This is a genomic window from Brevibacterium sp. UBA7493 (genome assembly GCF_002479565.1).
Taxonomy (GTDB): Bacteria; Actinomycetota; Actinomycetes; order Actinomycetales; family Brevibacteriaceae; genus Brevibacterium; species Brevibacterium luteolum.
In genome coordinates, this window is record NZ_DLOD01000013.1 from 1 (window position 1) to 16,225 (window position 16,225).

Annotated in this window: 14 protein-coding genes; 2 read left to right on the top strand and 12 right to left on the bottom strand. The window is 65.1% G+C overall.

Annotated features, from left to right (window positions below):
* The 3 genes from B4E96_RS07820 to B4E96_RS07830 form a co-directional block, all read right to left on the bottom strand.
* The coding region (locus B4E96_RS07820; protein WP_286957062.1) for a hypothetical protein at window positions 1-219 on the bottom strand (219 nt) is incomplete at its 3' end.
* Window positions 220-473: 254 nt separating this feature from the next.
* Window positions 474-1,679, bottom strand: a complete 1,206-nt coding sequence (locus B4E96_RS07825) for an MFS transporter (RefSeq protein WP_286957063.1) — start codon at window positions 1,677-1,679, stop codon at window positions 474-476.
* Complete coding sequence (locus B4E96_RS07830; protein ID WP_286957064.1) at window positions 1,676-2,869, bottom strand: MFS transporter; 1,194 nt, start codon at window positions 2,867-2,869, stop codon at window positions 1,676-1,678. Before B4E96_RS07830 ends, B4E96_RS07825 begins: the two co-directional genes overlap by 4 nt.
* Window positions 2,870-3,267: 398 nt before the next feature.
* On the opposite strand from B4E96_RS07830, the gene B4E96_RS07835 reads away from it, so the two are divergent.
* Window positions 3,268-4,941 (top strand): DUF885 domain-containing protein, encoded by a 1,674-nt coding sequence (locus tag B4E96_RS07835; protein ID WP_286957065.1) that lies wholly within the window; start codon window positions 3,268-3,270, stop codon window positions 4,939-4,941.
* Between the two features lie 89 nt (window positions 4,942-5,030).
* Here B4E96_RS07835 and B4E96_RS07840 read toward each other — a convergent pair whose 3' ends face one another.
* The 4 genes from B4E96_RS07840 to B4E96_RS07855 are packed head-to-tail and all read right to left on the bottom strand — an operon-like array spanning window position 5,031 to window position 9,035.
* Window positions 5,031-5,666, bottom strand: a complete 636-nt coding sequence (locus B4E96_RS07840) for a GntR family transcriptional regulator (RefSeq protein ID WP_286957066.1) — start codon at window positions 5,664-5,666, stop codon at window positions 5,031-5,033.
* 36 nt (window positions 5,667-5,702) lie between these two features.
* Complete coding sequence (locus B4E96_RS07845; protein ID WP_286957067.1) at window positions 5,703-6,428, bottom strand: SDR family NAD(P)-dependent oxidoreductase; 726 nt, start codon at window positions 6,426-6,428, stop codon at window positions 5,703-5,705.
* The gene (locus B4E96_RS07850; protein ID WP_286957069.1) at window positions 6,421-7,317 is read right to left on the bottom strand and encodes an NAD(P)-dependent oxidoreductase; all 897 of its coding nucleotides are present in this window, start codon (window positions 7,315-7,317) and stop codon (window positions 6,421-6,423) included. The genes B4E96_RS07845 and B4E96_RS07850 overlap by 8 nt, the downstream gene beginning before the upstream one ends.
* Window positions 7,314-9,035 (bottom strand): dihydroxy-acid dehydratase, encoded by a 1,722-nt coding sequence (locus tag B4E96_RS07855; RefSeq protein ID WP_286957070.1) that lies wholly within the window; start codon window positions 9,033-9,035, stop codon window positions 7,314-7,316. The genes B4E96_RS07850 and B4E96_RS07855 overlap by 4 nt, the downstream gene beginning before the upstream one ends.
* Window positions 9,036-9,139: 104 nt before the next feature.
* On the opposite strand from B4E96_RS07855, the gene B4E96_RS07860 reads away from it, so the two are divergent.
* Window positions 9,140-10,504, top strand: a complete 1,365-nt coding sequence (locus tag B4E96_RS07860) for an MFS transporter (protein ID WP_286957071.1) — start codon at window positions 9,140-9,142, stop codon at window positions 10,502-10,504.
* A 23-nt stretch (window positions 10,505-10,527) separates the two neighbouring features.
* On the opposite strand, the gene B4E96_RS07865 is transcribed toward B4E96_RS07860, so the two are convergent.
* The 5 genes from B4E96_RS07865 to B4E96_RS07885 all read right to left on the bottom strand — a co-directional run bounded on the left by B4E96_RS07865 (window position 10,528) and on the right by B4E96_RS07885 (window position 16,211).
* Window positions 10,528-11,718, bottom strand: coding sequence for an NAD(P)/FAD-dependent oxidoreductase (locus tag B4E96_RS07865; RefSeq protein WP_286957072.1), 1,191 nt, complete (start codon window positions 11,716-11,718; stop codon window positions 10,528-10,530).
* Window positions 11,719-11,780: 62 nt separating this feature from the next.
* Window positions 11,781-12,191: a hypothetical protein gene (locus tag B4E96_RS07870; RefSeq protein ID WP_286957074.1), complete on the bottom strand. Its 411-nt coding sequence runs from the start codon at window positions 12,189-12,191 to the stop codon at window positions 11,781-11,783.
* A gap of 20 nt (window positions 12,192-12,211) precedes the next feature.
* The gene (locus tag B4E96_RS07875; RefSeq protein ID WP_286957075.1) at window positions 12,212-13,015 is read right to left on the bottom strand and encodes a Bax inhibitor-1/YccA family protein; all 804 of its coding nucleotides are present in this window, start codon (window positions 13,013-13,015) and stop codon (window positions 12,212-12,214) included.
* Between the two features lie 211 nt (window positions 13,016-13,226).
* The gene (locus tag B4E96_RS07880; protein WP_286957076.1) at window positions 13,227-14,891 is read right to left on the bottom strand and encodes an AbgT family transporter; all 1,665 of its coding nucleotides are present in this window, start codon (window positions 14,889-14,891) and stop codon (window positions 13,227-13,229) included.
* A 234-nt stretch (window positions 14,892-15,125) separates the two neighbouring features.
* Window positions 15,126-16,211, bottom strand: a complete 1,086-nt coding sequence (locus tag B4E96_RS07885) for an inositol-3-phosphate synthase (protein ID WP_286957077.1) — start codon at window positions 16,209-16,211, stop codon at window positions 15,126-15,128.
* Window positions 16,212-16,225: the final 14 nt, after the last annotated feature.

Here is a 16,225-nt window from a genome sequence, read left to right on the forward strand (position 1 = left end):
CAGTTCGTCGGCGAGGTCCTGATCGCCGAGGACGATGACATTGTCGCCTTCTGCGCTGACGATGTCGAGATCGCCGAGCGTCTCAGAGGCCTCCTCGACGTCGTCGGCCGGAACTGTCAGCAGCAGCACGTCACCGGCGGGAGCGGCGAAGGCGGCACCCGCGCTGGTGGCGGAGGCTAGGAGGGCGGCGACGGCCGTGCCGGCGCCAAGACGGTGCAAGGTTTTTTTTCATGGGTGACTTTCTCTTCGTTGAGCACGCCCGGGTCATCGATGCCCGGGATCAGCCATACAGCATCCTATGACACTCTTCACAGTTTCGGGTCGAAGTTGCTAAGAGTCTGTCATATCTGCTGGTGAGAGACTCAGTGGCGGAAGAGTGCCCGAAACTGCCTTCGACGGTTCTCAGACAGTGTTGTCATCAATGAGGTTCTCGTCAGCGTCGAATCGGGGCCTGTTAGCCCACGGTCGCTGGCCTAAGTGCGCTGGCGACGCCCGTGGAACAGCCAGTACAACCCGAGGGCCACGACGATGAGTGCTGCAGCGACGAGATAGACTCCGCGCAGCCCGATGGCCGGGGTGAGCGCTCCGAGCATGACCGGCCCCAGCCCGGTGCCCACGTCGAGGAAGATGAAGAACGTCGAGACCGCCAGCGCTGCCCGGGCGGGCCCGGCCAGGGTGACGGCGATGGCCTGGATACTGGGAAAGAGCGAACCGAAGCCCAGCCCCGCCGGGATCGCAGCGGCGATGACGACCCAGCCGGCCGGAGCCAGACCGATGACGACGAGGCTGAGGGTGAAACTGACGATGAGCGGGTAGACGACGACATTGTCGCCGTAGGCGTCCTGCAGCCGTCCGACGAACAGCCGGCCGAGCAGCATCGCGACCGAAAATACCATGAAGAACACGCTGGCCGCCGAACCGAAGTCCTCTTCGTGCGCAAAAGTCTGCAGGAAGGCCAGTACGACTGAATACGACAACCCGGCCAGCAGCATGACGGTCGCAATGCGCGCACTGCGGTAGTCGATGATCGTGCCCAGGCTCAGCCGCCACTTCAGCGCACGTTCCTCCGGCGTTACCGCCCGCTCAGCTGGGCGCAGCAGCAGGCTGAAGACCACGCCGACGACAGAGAACCCGGCACACATGATGAACACGGCCGTGTATCCGTATGCCCCCGACAGCCACACGGCAAGGAACGGCCCCAGACCGGCTGACAGAGTCGTCGAGGTGCCGAAATAGCCCGTCCCCTCAGACCGCCGAGACTGCGGAATGAGCGATTGGGCGACCGCCGTGATGGTGTTCGACCCCCAGCCGAAGGCCGCCCCATGGATGAGCCGGATGGCGATGACGAGCCAGATCTGGTCGGCGAACATGTACGCCACAGCGGACATCACGAATACCACGAGCGCGGCGACCGTCGAGGTCCTCCGGCCGATGAAATCGAGGTACTTACCGGCGATGATGCGCGCCAATGTCGCCCCGATGATGAAGGCGCTGGCCGTCAGTCCGGCGACCGAGGAGCCGGCGCCGAATTCGGTGACGGCGTAACCGGCCATCGAGGTGATGAGCACGTAGAAGGAGAGCGAGAGGACGAAGTTGATCCCGAAGGCCAGCAGGAACTGACCGGTCCACAGCGGCTGCGGTGCGGCGGCACTCGCCCCAGCGCCAGGGTGCGCTGTCATGGACCCACTCCCCCCGCCTCGGGCGCGGCGAACCGTCCGTGGACCAGCCAGTAGAGCACTCCGCTGACGCCCACCAGCAGCGCCGCGACGGTGTACATCGTGGTGAACGAGGTCGCGGCGATGAGCGCACCGAGAGCGACCGGTCCCAGCCCGAAGCCGATGTCGATCATGAAGAAGTACGTCGAGGTCGCCACACCCACGCGGGTGGGCCCGGCGCGGCGGATGGTGATCGCCTGGGTTGAGGACATGAGCGTGCCGAAGCCCACCCCGCCGAGCACGCCGGCGAGGATGATCGTCCACATCTGCGGAACGACGGCGATGAGCACCATCGCGGTGAAGAACGAGGCGTACAGCGGGTAGACGACGATGTTGTCACCGTAGCTGTCCTGGATGCGGCCGAGGGTGAGCCGGGCAACGAGTGAGGAGCCGGCGAAGGCGAGGAAGAACGCAGGTGCGGCATCGGCGATGCCGATGCTCGTCGTGTAGGTGGTCAGGAAGGTCATGACCGAGGAGTAGGCGACACCAGCGGTGAGCACTGCCGAGCCGATGAGCAGGCCCGAGGGGTCGAACAGGCGCACCGGGTGGAAGCTGCGCCAGCTCAGCAGCTCGCGTTCACCGGCGGCGCGTTCGGGTACGCGCAGGAACAGGATCGCCACCAACCCGAGCACCGTGAAGACCAGGGAGGTGATGAACAGCCAGTGATAGCCGTAGTCGCGTACGACGATGATCGCGATAAGCGGGCCGAGCGCTGCCGCCAGGGTCGTCGAGGTGCCGAAGTAGCCGGTGCCCTCCGCACGGCGAGACGGCGGGATGATGTCCTGGACAGCAGCCATGATGGCGGTGTGCCCGGCGCCGAACACCGCGCCGTGGACGAACCGGACCGCCAGCAGCAGCGGCAGCGAGTCAGCCGGCAGATACAGGGCACCGGCAACCGCGGAGAGAGTGAAGGCGGTGATGAGCACCCGGTAACGACCGAGGGTGTCGAGCATGGTGCCGACGAACATGCGGGCGGCGACCGCGCCGAGGACGAACGAGCTGGAGGCCAGACCGGCGGCGGAGTCGGAGGCGGCGAAGCGGATGACGGCGTAGCCGGCCATCGTGGTGATGAGCAGATAGAAGACGAAGGACAGGAACACGGCGGCGATGATCGCGACGGTGAAGTCCTTCGACCAGAGCCTCGGCTCTGCCACGCGCCTCCCTCCCTTCCATCACTGCTGTCTCATCTGCCGCCTGCGCCCGCACTCCTGCTCGGCGGCCTACTCACTGTAGAGCACCTCGGGCAGCCAGGTGACGATCTGCGGGAACACTGAGAACAGCGATCGCCAGACTGAGCACCACGATGCACGGAAGTGCCCCCAGGCGCGCAGCCGGCGAGGACGACGAGCCCTGTGCTGGTGAGGCCGCCACCAACGGTGGAGGGCAAACCATGAGCATCTCCTTTTGAAGCCGATGTAAAACGACATTAACAAGCGTTCGGTGCGCCATTCACATGCACCCGCCATACGGACACGATCACCGCCTCAGCAGCGGCGGATCTCGTGGGGAGCTTGACCTGGCGGCGGCCGATTTGGGCGTTAAGGTGGTGGCCATGACAGAGCTTTCACGCCCCACCAGCGGCATCGACGCCGTCGCGAATGACTATGTTGCCCGCCTGCTCGATATGAGCCCCTCGTTCCGCGTCTCGCTGGGAGTCGACGGCCGGATCGACGAACTCGATGACTACTCCCCCGCCGGTGCCCAGCGCCGCGCGGACCTCGCCCGGAACACCCTGTCCGCCCTCGACCAGGCCGTGGCCGCCGCCGAGAGACTCGACGACACCGACCGGGTGACCATTGATGCGATGCATGAGCGCCTGGAGCTCGACATCCAGACCGTCGAGCGCGGCTACCACCTCGGCTACGTCAACGTCATCACCTCCCCCGTCCAGCTCATCCGCGACGTTTTCGACCTCATGCCCACCGGCTCGGAAGGAGACTGGGAGCACATCGCCGCGAAGCTCTCGTCAGTGCCCGAGGCGCTCGACGGCTACCGCGAGTCACTGACCGCCGGTCGCGAACAGGGCCGGGTCGCAGCGATCCGCCAGGTGACCGAAGCCGCCAAGCAGGCTGAGGAGACCGCCAAGCCCGGCGGGCACTTCGATGCCCTTATCACCGACGCCTCGGTCCCAGAAGCACTTGCTGCCGCCCTGCAGGAAGGTGCCGAGCAGGCACGATCAGCCTACGGCGAGCTCGCACAGTTCCTGCGCACAGAGATCGCCCCGCACGCCGGAAGCGACGATGCGTGCGGCCGCGAGGAGTACGAACTGCACAGCCGGACGTTCCTGGGTGCAGACATCGACTTCGAGGAGACCTACCAGTGGGGTCTCGACCAGCTGGCGCAGATCCACTCCGAACAGGAGAAGATCGCAGCCCAGGTCTCCCCCGGTGATGACGTGTTCACGGCGATGAAGGCGCTTGATGAGGACCCCTCCCGGCAGCTGCACGGGCTTGATGCGCTGCGCGAGTGGATGCAGGCCACCGCTGATGAGGCAACCCGCGAGCTGTCGAAGGAGCACTTCGAGATCCCCGAGCCGCTGCACACGATCGAGTGCATGGTGCTGCCCGATGGCACCGGCGGGATCTACTACACCGGCCCGACAGATGACTTCTCACGGCCTGGCCGCATGTGGTGGTCGGTGCCTGCCGGCACGGAGACCTTCTCAACATGGCAGGAGAAGACGACCGTCTATCACGAGGGTGTGCCCGGCCATCACCTGCAGATCGGGCAGGCGACGTATCTCAAGGAGCAGCTCAACGACTGGCGCCGGCACGCCTGCTGGGTCTCCGGACACGGTGAGGGCTGGGCGCTCTACGCCGAACGGCTCATGGCCGACCTCGGGTTCCTCGACGACCCCGGTGACTACATGGGCATGCTCGACTCGCAGCGGCTGCGTGCCGCCCGCGTATGCGTCGACCTGGGTGTGCATCTGAAGCTGGATGCGCCTAAGTCGGTGGGTGGCGGCACGTGGGATGCGAAGAAGGCCTGGCAGTTCCTCACCGACAATGTCGCCATGGACCGCAGCTTCCTCGCCTTCGAGCTCAACCGCTACCTCGGCTGGCCGGGTCAGGCGCCGAGCTACAAGATCGGTCAGCGGCTGTGGGAGGAGATCCGCGACGAGGCGAAGGCACAGGCCGGCGCGTCGTTCAGCCTCAAGGACTTCCACGCCAGGGCACTGGCCGTGGGCTCGGTCGGGCTCGATACGCTGCGGCGGGCGCTGGTGTGACGGCGCGGTGCTGGCTGCGCACTCGTAGTCAGTTTGCGGGCCGGTCGGGTGATTTCACCTGACCGGCCGGCGTTCTGTGCGGGTGCGACTCAGAACGCGGCGAACATCGCAGTTCGAGACTCTTCAAGATGCTCCCGGATGAGCGCCTGGGTGCTGCCGGGATCACGAGCCTCAAGAGCGTCGGCGATATCAAGATGGGCCTGGCGCTCGACTTCTGACGTGACGTGGTCGGCGACCTTCGGGACAGCATGATGCAGCCGGCTGATCTCGTTGATGAGCGGAAGCAGCACGCCGTGCGCGCGCCGGTTACCGCTGGCTTCGGCGACTGCCAGATGGAACCGCTCTGCACGGTCGAGCTGCTGTTCTCGATCGGCACCTGGCTCGTGCTGTTCGTCGATGAGTTGGCGGAGGGTGCTGATGAGTCGGGGGGTCGACTGCTTCGCAGCCTCGGCGCCCAGAGCCGGTTCGATGGCGATTCTCAGCTGCATGACCTCGCTGACATCCTGCAGTTCGAGCGGTCGGACGAAATAGCCCTTTCGCGGCAGCACCTGAAGCCAGCCCTCAGAGGCAAGCAGTCGCAGGGTCTCGCGGGCTGGCGTGCGAGAGACGCCGTACTTCTCCGCGACTTCCGGTTCGACCAGCATCTGCCCGGGACGGACTCGTGCGGTGCGGATCTCGTGGCTGAGCAGCGTATGAAGTCGCTCCGTCTGCGATGGTTTCGGCATTTTCTTACCTTATGTCGGCGGTATCCGGCTCGGTCGTCACAGGCGGAATCCGCCGTCGACGTTGATGATCTCACCGGTGACGTAGCCCAGATCCAGCAGCGCTGCGACTGCAGCAGCGACATCTGCTGGCGCGCCGAGGCGCCGAGCCGGCGCCTGCCCGATCACGCGTTCGCGCAGGTCGGTCCATTCATGGGTCAGAGGAGTGTCAATGTAGGCCGGGGCGATTCCGTTGACCCGGATGTCGGGCCCCAGGGCCTTAGCGAGGAGCCGCGTCAGGTGGATAACGCCGGCTTTGCTGACGGCGTAGGGGATCGAGCTGCCCGTCGTGGTGGTGCCGGAGATCGAGGCGATGTTCACAACCTGTCCGTGAGCTTCTGATAGAGCGTTGCGGGCAGCTTTGATCATGTTCCACGGCCCGCGGAGGTTCACTGCCATGATCTGATCCCAGAACTCGTCGGATACGGCATCGAGATCGTGGTGCGGGACCCGTTTGGCTATTCCGGCATTGTTGACGAGGAGGTCGAGACGCCCGAAGCGCTCGAGAGCCCGATCGACGATGGACTTCGCCTGATAGCTGTCGGAGACGTCTGCATCGATGTAGTCGGCGCTCGAACTGAGCGCAGCGACCATCTGCCGCCCGGCTTCTTCGGTGCAGAAGCCGTTGACGAGAACGGCAAAACCTTCTGCGTGCAGACGGTGGGCGATGCCCTGCCCGATGCCGCTTGTCGATCCGGTGACGATTGCGACCTGTTGGCTATTCATCGTGATTCCTCAGGATTGTGGAGTCGGGATATGCAGTGTCGTAGGCGGTGATGAGTGCCGAGAATGCCGCGGCTGGGTCCCGCGCGGCAGCAGTTGACCACGTCTGCTCCACTCCGGTGAGCAGACTGCTGGTCACGCGGGCGGAAGTGAGTGCATCACGTACGAGGCTGAGGATCGGCAGAAAGCTTCCGACGCTGGCGCCATCAGGCGCATAGTCTCCGTTGATGGTGTCGACAAGCTGCAATTCGAGTCTGCGGGATGCCGCCCACCCACCCATGAGCGCCTCAACTGCAACGGACGGATCGATGCTGTTGGCCCGGAGCAGTGCCCCCGCTTCGGCAGCGGCGACGGAGTGCACCGCGACGAGCAGCTGGTTGACGAGCTTGAGGGCGACCCCCGCACCGTTCTCGCCGACATGGACGATGCGCCGGCAGTAGGCAGAAAGCACGCTTCGAGCTGCTGCGAGTGATTCTTCAGAGCCGCCAATCATCGTCACAAGACTGCCGTCTGCTGCGCCCTGCGGGCCGCCTGAGACAGGTGCGTCAAGATATCTGATGCCAGCTTCGGCGAGCGTGCCTGCAACGCGAACGGAGTCTTCTGGCGCAATGGTGGCGTGCTCGATGACAAGTGCCGTGTCTGTTCTCCGGAGGTCGATGCCGCTGTCGAAGAAGACTCCATCGATGGCATCCGAATCGAGCAGAGACGAGACGACGACTGGACAAGTGAAGACGTCTCTCAGGTCTCCGGTCTGCACACCGGCCTCGTACAACTCAGCCCGTTGTTCGGCCCGGCGGGCCCAGACGACCACGTCATGTCCAGCGGCCTGCAGTCGACCGATCATCGGCCTTCCCATTTTTCCTGGGCCGATGAAACCAATGCGCCCGGTCATGATGCCGCCCCTTCCGAACCCGGTTCGTCAGTGGGGTCGGCAGTGAGAAAGTCGAAGTCACAGCCGGCATCGGGTTGGAGCACGTGATCGCGGTGCAGGCGCGCGTAGCCACGTGTCGCCGACATCGGATTCATCACGGGTTCCCGTCCTTCGAACTCAGCAGCTGGTACGCAGTGGTTGATCTCCCCGGCATCTGCGTCGATCTCAACCCAGTCGCCCGTGCGCAGCTTCGCCAGCGGTCCGCCTGCCGCCGACTCCGGGCTGACGTGGAGGACGACCGAGCCGGTGGAGGTTCCGCTCATGCGGGCATCAGAGATCCGAGTCATATCGTCGACACCCTGTTCGACGAGCTTTCGCGGAATCGGCAGATGGCCCACCTCCGGCATCCCCGGTGCACCCAACACGCCCAGTCCGCGCAGCACCAGGATCGAATCCGGGGTGACATCCAGATCGGGGTCGTCGATGCGCGCATAGAGATCTTCGAGGCCGTCGAAGACAACAACAGGAGCTCTGCGCCTCGCCGGAGCGTCTGCGGCCAGCTTCATGACGCATCCTCCCGGAGCAAGATTGCCGCGCATCATGCGCAGCGCGCCCCGCTCGGAGATCGGCGCCGATGCAGAGCGCAACGCCGGGTGCTCCGGTACAGGTCCGCGGTCGTCGAGCACTTCCGACCATCGTCGTCCGTCGCCAGCCAGCGCCTGCCCGTCGATGAGGTCGCCGAGCCGGCGCATAACTTCCGGAATCCCGCCAGCCTCGTCGAGCTCGCTGAGCAGATGACGACCTGCAGGGCGCACATCGGCGAGAACCGGGGTCGTTCGCGACCAATGCTCGAAGCGATCGATGCCGATGCGCAGTCCCGCCCGTCCCGCGATCGCCTCCAGATGGATGATCGCGTTCGTCGACCCACCAAGCGCGGTGATGACGCGGAACGCGTTCTCCAGCGAACGCATCGTGACCAGATCAGCAGGACTGGCACCCGCCGCCCCTGTCTCGGTGATGATTCTGCCCGTCGCCCGAGCCACGTCGCGGCGGCCGGGATTGTTGGCTGACGGCAGTGTTGAACCCGGCACAGCGAAACCGAGCACCTCGGCGATCGCGGCCATCGTCGTTGCGGTGCCCATCACGTTGCACGTTCCGACACCGATGTTGGTCCTGCCTTCAAGTTCGCGCCATTCGTCGTCATCGAGCTGGCCGACGCGTCGCTTCTCGCAGGCCGGCCAGACATCGTCGACGGTGAACGAGGCATTGCCCTTGAAGCACGAGACCGGACGTGAGCCGGCAGCGAGCACCATGGCCGGGACACCAGCGCTGACGGCTCCCATAATCTGCGCCGGGATGGTCTTATCACAGCCCCCGAGCAGGATGACGCCATCGATGGGAGACGCCGTGATCATCTCCTCGACATCCATGGACATAAGATTGCGCAGATACAGACTCGTCGGTCGTGAGTACGGTTCTGAGATCGAGATCGTCGGGAACTCCAGCGGGAGCCCTCCGGCTTCGCGGACCCCGGCTTTCACGTCGGCGGCCAGAGCTGCCAGTCCCGCATTGCAGGGATTGAGTTCGCTGGCACTGCTGGCAATGCCGATCACCGGTGAGCGGCGGACGGCTTCGGCGCTGAAGCCCTCACCGCGCAGGAACGCACGGTGCAGCAGACCGTCCTGCCCGTCGTCAGTGAACAGACGGCCGCCTCCCCGCTGGATACCATGCTGAGACATCGAAATCCCCTCTTCTTGTGACTGAACTCACTCTGTAGTATATCTAACGTACACTACATTGACCGCAATGGCTGGGCCGGATACTCGTGGACAACGGAGCTCACATGAAACAGAAGACAGCGAGCACAGATACCCAATTCACCCTGGCCGAACGGCGAAAAGTGGCAGTCGCTACAATGGTCGGCACAACGATCGAGTGGTATGACTTCTTCATCTATGCCAACTCCGCGGCGCTCGTCTTCCAGCTTCTGTATTTCAGTCCAGCGGGCAAAGAACTGTCGCTCCTCATCTCCTTCGCGACGATCGGGCTGAGCTTCATCTTCCGGCCGCTGGGCGCCATCATCGCTGGTCACCTCGGAGACAAGATCGGCCGAAAGGCGATGCTGGTCGCGACTCTCATGCTGATGGGTGTTGCAACCTTCATCATCGGGCTGCTTCCCACGTACGAGCAGATCGGCATCCTCGCGCCGATCATGCTCATTGTGCTGCGCATCCTGCAGGGCATCTCCGCCGGCGGCGAATGGGGCGGTGCCGCACTCATGGCCGTCGAATACGCTCCCACTGATCGACGCGGATTCTTCGGCGCGGCTCCGCAGATCGGAACGCCGATCGGTCTGATCTTGGCGACCTCGATGATCGGCGTCATGAGCCTGATCGCTCCAGGTGATGCCTTCCTCGAGTGGGGTTGGCGCGTTCCGTTCATGTTCAGCATCGTGCTCGTCATCGTCGGACTCGTCGTGCGCCGAACCATCGAGGAGAGCCCCGTCTTCAACAAGATGCGTGAAGCCAGCGAACGCGAGCGCGTGCCGCTGGCGGTACTCTTCCGCAAGCACGCGTTGCTGGTCGTGATCGTGGCTCTGACATTCGCTGGAAACAACGCTCTCGGTTACATGACCACCGGCGGGTTCATTCAGAACTACGCCTCCGATCCAGACGGACCGGTCCGGCTCGATCGCGCCAGCGTGCTGTTCGCCGTGACAGTCTCCGCATTCTTCTGGCTTGCAGCCACACTCTACGGCGGGTGGGTGAGCGATCGGATCGGTCGCCGCAACTCCTACTTCGCTGGCTGGACATGTCTGGCGTTATCGGTGTTCCCCATGCTCGCGATGGTGAACTCGGGCAACATTCTTCTGCTGACCATCGGTGTGTCTGTATTCGCCGTCGGACTCGGACTCAGCTACGGACCCCAGTCAGCGTTCTTCGCAGAGCTCTTCCCATCCTCAGTCCGCTACTCAGGCGTGGCCATCTCCTACGCCCTCGGTGCGATCCTCGGTGGTGCGTTCGCGCCGACCATCGCCGCTGCACTCGTGCAGCAGACAGGCGGCACTACAGCCGTCGGCGTCTATCTATTGGGCATGGTCATCGTGTCCGCGACAGCCACGTTCCTCCTCAAGGACCGCCGTGAGATCCCCCTCGGGCACGAGCACGAAGCAGAGCAGGCCCGTCCGCCCTTTATCTGGAATCGCTGAGCGCGTCTGCCCAGCCTTCACCGTTACGAGCCGAGCAGCTGCTCGGCGACGACCTCACCGGTGATCGGGCCGAAGACCACACCCCACATACCGTGCCCGGTGGCAGCGGTGACGCGGTTGCCGATGCGGCGGGTGACGGGCCGGCCGTCGGTGCTGACCGGGCGTGGGCCCACCCAATGGTCACGGGTGCCGGCCAGGTCGATGCCGTCCAGCAGCGGCGAGATCTGGGCGATGATCGCCTCGATGCGGCCAGGGCGAGGTGGAGCGTCGGGCTCGGCGAACTCCATTGTGCCGGCCACACGGATCGCGCCCTGGTATGGGGTGAGGACGACGCGCTGAGCCGGCAGATAGACGGGGCCATCGGGCAGATGTGCTGAGTCAGCGTCGACGGTGAAGGAGTAGCCGCGGCCACTGGCCTGACCCGTGGCGGTCCGGCGACCGCAGATCGCGCGCAGCACGTCGTCGGACCAGGCGCCGGCGGCGACGACGAGCTCATCGGCGGTGAAGGCACGGCCGGTGCGGTCGACGACGCTGACGGAATTGGTGCCCGCATGGCCGGCGACAACCTCGGCGTCGGTGATGATCTGCACGCCGGCCTGTCCGGCGAGAGCAGCGAGCGCCTGGCAGTACTCCCCTGGGTCGATGTAGGCCTGTCCGGTGACGCACAGTGCTGCGGTGATGCGGTTGGAGAAGTACGGCACGGTGGCCGGATCGATGCGGTAGCTGCCGACGTCGATGCCGAGTTCGGCGATCTGGTCGAGCTCGAGATCGAACTTCACGACCGTGTCGTTGTCCTCAACCCCGATCGTGTAATCAGCCCGACGCACTGGGCTTTCGAGTCCGGCTTCGGCGAGCCGGTCGAAGGCCGGCAGCGCCTGCCGCGCGAGGACGGCATTGTCGCGCAGTGCGGCATGGAAGCGGCGCTCGGTCATCTGCGCGGCGAACTTCGTCAGAAACACAGTAAGCGCCGGGGTGATGCGCGAGAAGGTGAGCGGGGCGTGCGGCTTCGTCACAGCGTCGATGCCGTGTTTCCACCCGCCCGGGGCAGCCAGCGGTGTTGCAAGGCCGGGACACACCCAGCCGGCGTTGCCCCAGCTGGCACCGGAGGCCACACCTGAGCGGTCGAGGACGGTAACCTCAGCGCCGCGCTGGGCGAGCTGGTAGGCGGTGGCCAAGCCGATGATTCCTGCTCCGACGATCAGCACCCGAGTCATAGTGCCAGTCTGCCATGCCAGCTCAGCCGTTGGCAGGGCCGGTTGTCGTCACCCTCGGCTGGTCAGGCCAGCTCCCGCCGCAGCTGCACGGCGATGTCGCGGGCCTTCTCGGTGACAGCTTGGTTGGCGCCGTATTCCGGTGCGCAGTCGAGGAGCAGGACGACGAGCTGGTCGGCGATCACCCGGTCGCCGAGGTCGGGGACGGTGGGCACGGAGCCAGCCGGCGCCTCGGGCGCGGAGGCCGTGTGCGCACCGGTGGCGGCCATGAGCACGGTCGAGCGGACCGGGCGTGTTGCCAGGCTCAGCGCGGCCAGGGACGACAGTGCCTCGCGGATCGCCTGCCGGCGGGTACGGCCGTCGGCGAGCACGGCATCGAGGCTGTGGCCGGGGTGGGGTGAGGAGGCCAGGGATGTGATGCGGATGCGAAGGCGGCGGACCTCCTCGTGGAGGTCCGCCGCTGCGTGGGTATTCATCTCAGGGGAAGCCCCTTAGGTCAGTTCTGCCTGAAGTACGACAGCAGGCGCAGGATCTCAACGTAGAGCCAGATGAGGGTCACCATGAGCGAGAACGCGCAGGTCCAGGAGTACTTCTCCGGGATGCGGTGCTTGACGCCCTCTTCGATCATCTGGAAGTCAGCCACGAGGGTGAGCGAAGCGAGAACGACAGCGACGATGCCGATGACGACGCCAAGCGGCATCGTCATGCCCATGATGGTGATCTCGACGTTGCGGGCGTTCATCGCACCACCGGTGAACATCGCGAAAGCGAAATTCACGAGCGCGAAGATCGCATACCCGCCGACGGCGAGCATGAGGAACTTCATCATCTTGCCGCTCATACGCACGATGCGGAAGCGGAAAAGAGCGAACATCAGGCCGAAGACGCACAGCGTGGCGAGCACAGCCTGAACGACGATGCCCTCGTAGGCGGCGTTGAACATACCGGAGATGCCGCCAAGGAACACGCCCTCGACACCGGCATAGAGGAGGATGAGTCCCTTGTTCGGCTCGCGTTTGAAGGCGTTGACGAGGCCGAGGACGAGACCTAGCAGCATCGCCGGCAGGGCGAGGACGGGCATGAACCAGCCGAGCACCGCACCGGCGAGCAGCACGGCGAAGCAGATGCCGGTCTTGATGAGGACGTCGTCATAGGTCATGACACGCTCATCGACCGGGCGCTGCGGCTCGGCCGAGGGCTGCATGTACATCGAGTTGAGCTCTTCGGCGCTTGGGGTGGCCGGCTGGTGGCCAGCCTTGATTCCCTGTTCAAGGCCGCGTCGAACGAGCGGGTTGGACATCCGTGTTACCTCCGGGTATCGCTGGTTTGTCGTCACGGTCCGCGACTGTCTGCCAGTCTACCGAAGGAAGCTGTACGGCCGCTGTGGCCGAGTGCGCTCTGGCCAGCCGTTATGCACCCGTTACCGACGCCTCGGCAACGGGTGCATCCCGGCCCGGGCACCGACTGCCTCCCGGCCCGGGCACCGACTGCCTCGCAGACCGGGCGCCGGGTCACATCTGGTAGTGCGTCTGCGCGCCGGGACCCATCGGGATGCCGGTGGCCCACCAGAGGAAGAACAGGATGCCCCATACGATGAACATCGCAAAGGACAGCGGGATCGTCAGCGACAGCAGCGTGCCGATGCCGGCGTCCTTCTTATAGCGCTGGATGAACCCGAGGATCATGACGAAGTACGGGCTCATCGGCGAGATGATGTTCGTCGTCGAGTCGCCGATGCGGTAGACGGCCTGGGTGATCTCCGGGGCGATGCCCAGCAGCATGAACATCGGGATGAGCACCGGGGCCATGAGTGTCCACAGGCCTGAACCGGAGGTGATGAACATCGCGCCGAGCGCGGTGAGCAGGTAGCCGCCGATGAGGATGAGGAAGGTGGTTGCGCCGATGTTCTGGAAGAACTCGGCACCGCGGATCGCGAGGATGACACCGAGGTTCGACATCGCGAACAGCGCCAGGAACTGGGAGGCGGCGAAGAACAGCACAAGGACCTGCACGAACGGGGCCACACCCTTGACCATCATCTCCGGGACATCGTTGGGGTGCTTGATGCTGCCGGTGACGACGCCGTAGACGATGCCGAGGACGAAGAAGCCCATGCCGATGATCGGGGCGATGCCGGCCATCAGCCCGGACTCCATCGTGAAGCCGCCGTCGGCATCGCGCAGGAAGGAGTTCTCAGGCCACGCGATCGCGACACAGGCGGCCACACCGATGATCGCGACGACGAGGGTGATGAGCATGCCGCGCTTCTCCAACGCGGTAACCGGTGCGGAGAGGTCCTGGTCCTGGACGTCGCGGCCGGCGGTGCCGTCGTCGCTGCCGGCCGTTGCCGAGGCGGCGGTCGCGGCGGCGCCGGAGCCGTTGCCTCCGCTGGTGGTGCTGGTGCCGTTCACTTCGGTGAGCTCCATCTGCTCACCGCGCTTGTTGAGCAGCAATTCGGTCACCAGCGTGATCGCCAGCGCCACGGCGAACATGGAGACGAAGTTGAAGTACAGGTTCGCCACCGGCGTGACGGTGTAGCTTTCGTCGATGATGTGGGAGGCAGAGGTCGAGATGCCGCCGAGGATCGCATCGAGGCTGTTGACGAACGGGGCGGCGGAGTAGCCACCGGAGACTGCGGCGTAGGCGACCGCGCAGCCGATGACCGGGTTGCGGCCGACGGCCTTGAACGCCAGCCCGCCGAGCGGGATGACGATCATGTAGGAGGCGTCGGAGGCGATCGAGGCGGCCGCACCGACGAGAGCGACGACCGGGGTGACCAGCCGCGGGGAGACGTTCGACAGGGCCGCGCGCATCATGGTGGGAAACAGACCCGACTGCTCAGCGACCGCCACACCGAAGAGCACGACGAGCACGAGTCCCAGCGCTGGGAAGGTGACGTAGCTTTCGGTGATGCCGGAGACGATCTCGCGCAGGCTCTCGGTCGAGAGCAGGTTGACGACGGCGACTTCCTCGTCATCTGCCGGATTGACGGCGGAGACGCCGGCACTGGCCAGCCACCAGGACAGCAGCATGACGATGGCGGCGAGGCTGAGGAACAGCCAGAAGGGGTGCGGGAGCTTGTTGCCGGCCTTCTCGATGAGGACCAGCGACTTCATCAGCCAGCTGAGGTCCTCCTCGGACTTCTGCTTTCCCGGATGTGCTGCTGCAGTGGACATAGCGGGGATCTTTCACTCGGAGACAACGACGGTTCGACGCGCGGCTTGTAGCCTACTACAGCACAGGAATGACAGCCATGGGATGCATTCGCAGACGATGCCCTCCCCACTGCCGGGTCCGCACTCCAGCCGACGGGTCTCCGGGTGCCACGACGGGCCCTGCCGTCGAGCAGGGCCCGTTGATGGCGGTCAGCGGCGCGTCGCGCGACCGCTCCAGCGTTCGATGCGCCCGGTTCAGCGTTCGATGCGCCCGGCGATGAAGTCCTCGACGGCCTGGCGGGCCAGTTCGTCGTTCTGCTGCTCGGGTGGGGACTTCATGAAGAAGGACGAGGCGGAGATGAGCGCACCGCCGACACCGCGGTCGAGGCCGATCTTCGCGGCCCGGATCGCGTCGATGATGACGCCGGCGGAGTTCGGGGAGTCCCACACCTCCAGCTTGTACTCCAGTGAGACCGGAGCATCGCCGAAGTTGCGGCCTTCGAGGCGCACATACGCCCACTTGCGGTCATCGAGCCACTGCACGTAGTCGCTGGGGCCGATGTGGACGTCCTTGGCGGCCAGTTCGGCAGACGTATTCGAGGTCACCGCCTGGGTCTTGGAGATCTTCTTCGACTCCAGCCGGTCGCGTTCGAGCATGTTCTTGAAGTCCATATTGCCGCCGACGTTGAGCTGATAGGTGCGGTCGAGGACGACGCCGCGGTCTTCGAACAGGCGGGCCATGACGCGGTGGGTGATCGTCGCGCCGATCTGGCTCTTGATGTCGTCGCCGACGATCGGCACGCCGGCCGCACGGAACTTGTCGTCCCATTCCTTGGTGCCGGCGATGAACACCGGCAGGGCGTTGACGAAGGCGACGCCGGCATCGAGCGCGGCCTGGGCGTAGTACTCGGTGGCCTCCTGGGAGCCGACCGGCAGGTAGCACACGAGTACATCGGCCCGGGCGTCGCGCAGTGCCTGGGCGACGTCGACCGGTTCGGCGGCGGATTCGGTGATCGTTTCGCGGTAGTAGCGGCCGAGACCGTCGAGCGTCGGGCCGCGCTGCACCTTCACACCGGTGTTCTCGACGTCGCAGATCTTGATGGTGTTGTTCTGTCCTGCGCGCATCGCCTCGGCGATGTCGAGGCCGACCTTGGCCTCGTCGACGTCGAAGGCGGCGACGAACTCGAGGTCGCTGACATGGTAGTCACCGAAGTTCACGTGCATGAGACCGGGGATGGTGTCCTCGGGGGAAGCGTCCGCGTAGTACGTGACGCCTTCGACGAGGGACGTTGCGCAGTTGCCCAGTCCGGCGATTGCGACGCGAATCGGTTGAGTTGTCACTGTTGTCGACCTTT

What these genes read in the sequence shown, in the direction of transcription:
- B4E96_RS07825 (WP_286957063.1), bottom strand. Translation starts at nt 1,679, where the DNA reads ATGACAGCGCACCCTGGCGCTGGGGCGAGTGCCGCCGCACCGCAGCCG.
- B4E96_RS07835 (WP_286957065.1), top strand. Translation starts at nt 3,268, where the DNA reads ATGACAGAGCTTTCACGCCCCACCAGCGGCATCGACGCCGTCGCGAAT.
- B4E96_RS07840 (WP_286957066.1), bottom strand. Translation starts at nt 5,666, where the DNA reads ATGCCGAAACCATCGCAGACGGAGCGACTTCATACGCTGCTCAGCCAC.
- B4E96_RS07845 (WP_286957067.1), bottom strand. Translation starts at nt 6,428, where the DNA reads ATGAATAGCCAACAGGTCGCAATCGTCACCGGATCGACAAGCGGCATC.
- B4E96_RS07850 (WP_286957069.1), bottom strand. Translation starts at nt 7,317, where the DNA reads ATGACCGGGCGCATTGGTTTCATCGGCCCAGGAAAAATGGGAAGGCCG.
- B4E96_RS07855 (WP_286957070.1), bottom strand. Translation starts at nt 9,035, where the DNA reads ATGTCTCAGCATGGTATCCAGCGGGGAGGCGGCCGTCTGTTCACTGAC.
- B4E96_RS07860 (WP_286957071.1), top strand. Translation starts at nt 9,140, where the DNA reads ATGAAACAGAAGACAGCGAGCACAGATACCCAATTCACCCTGGCCGAA.
- B4E96_RS07865 (WP_286957072.1), bottom strand. Translation starts at nt 11,718, where the DNA reads ATGACTCGGGTGCTGATCGTCGGAGCAGGAATCATCGGCTTGGCCACC.
- B4E96_RS07870 (WP_286957074.1), bottom strand. Translation starts at nt 12,191, where the DNA reads ATGAATACCCACGCAGCGGCGGACCTCCACGAGGAGGTCCGCCGCCTT.
- B4E96_RS07875 (WP_286957075.1), bottom strand. Translation starts at nt 13,015, where the DNA reads ATGTCCAACCCGCTCGTTCGACGCGGCCTTGAACAGGGAATCAAGGCT.
- B4E96_RS07880 (WP_286957076.1), bottom strand. Translation starts at nt 14,891, where the DNA reads ATGTCCACTGCAGCAGCACATCCGGGAAAGCAGAAGTCCGAGGAGGAC.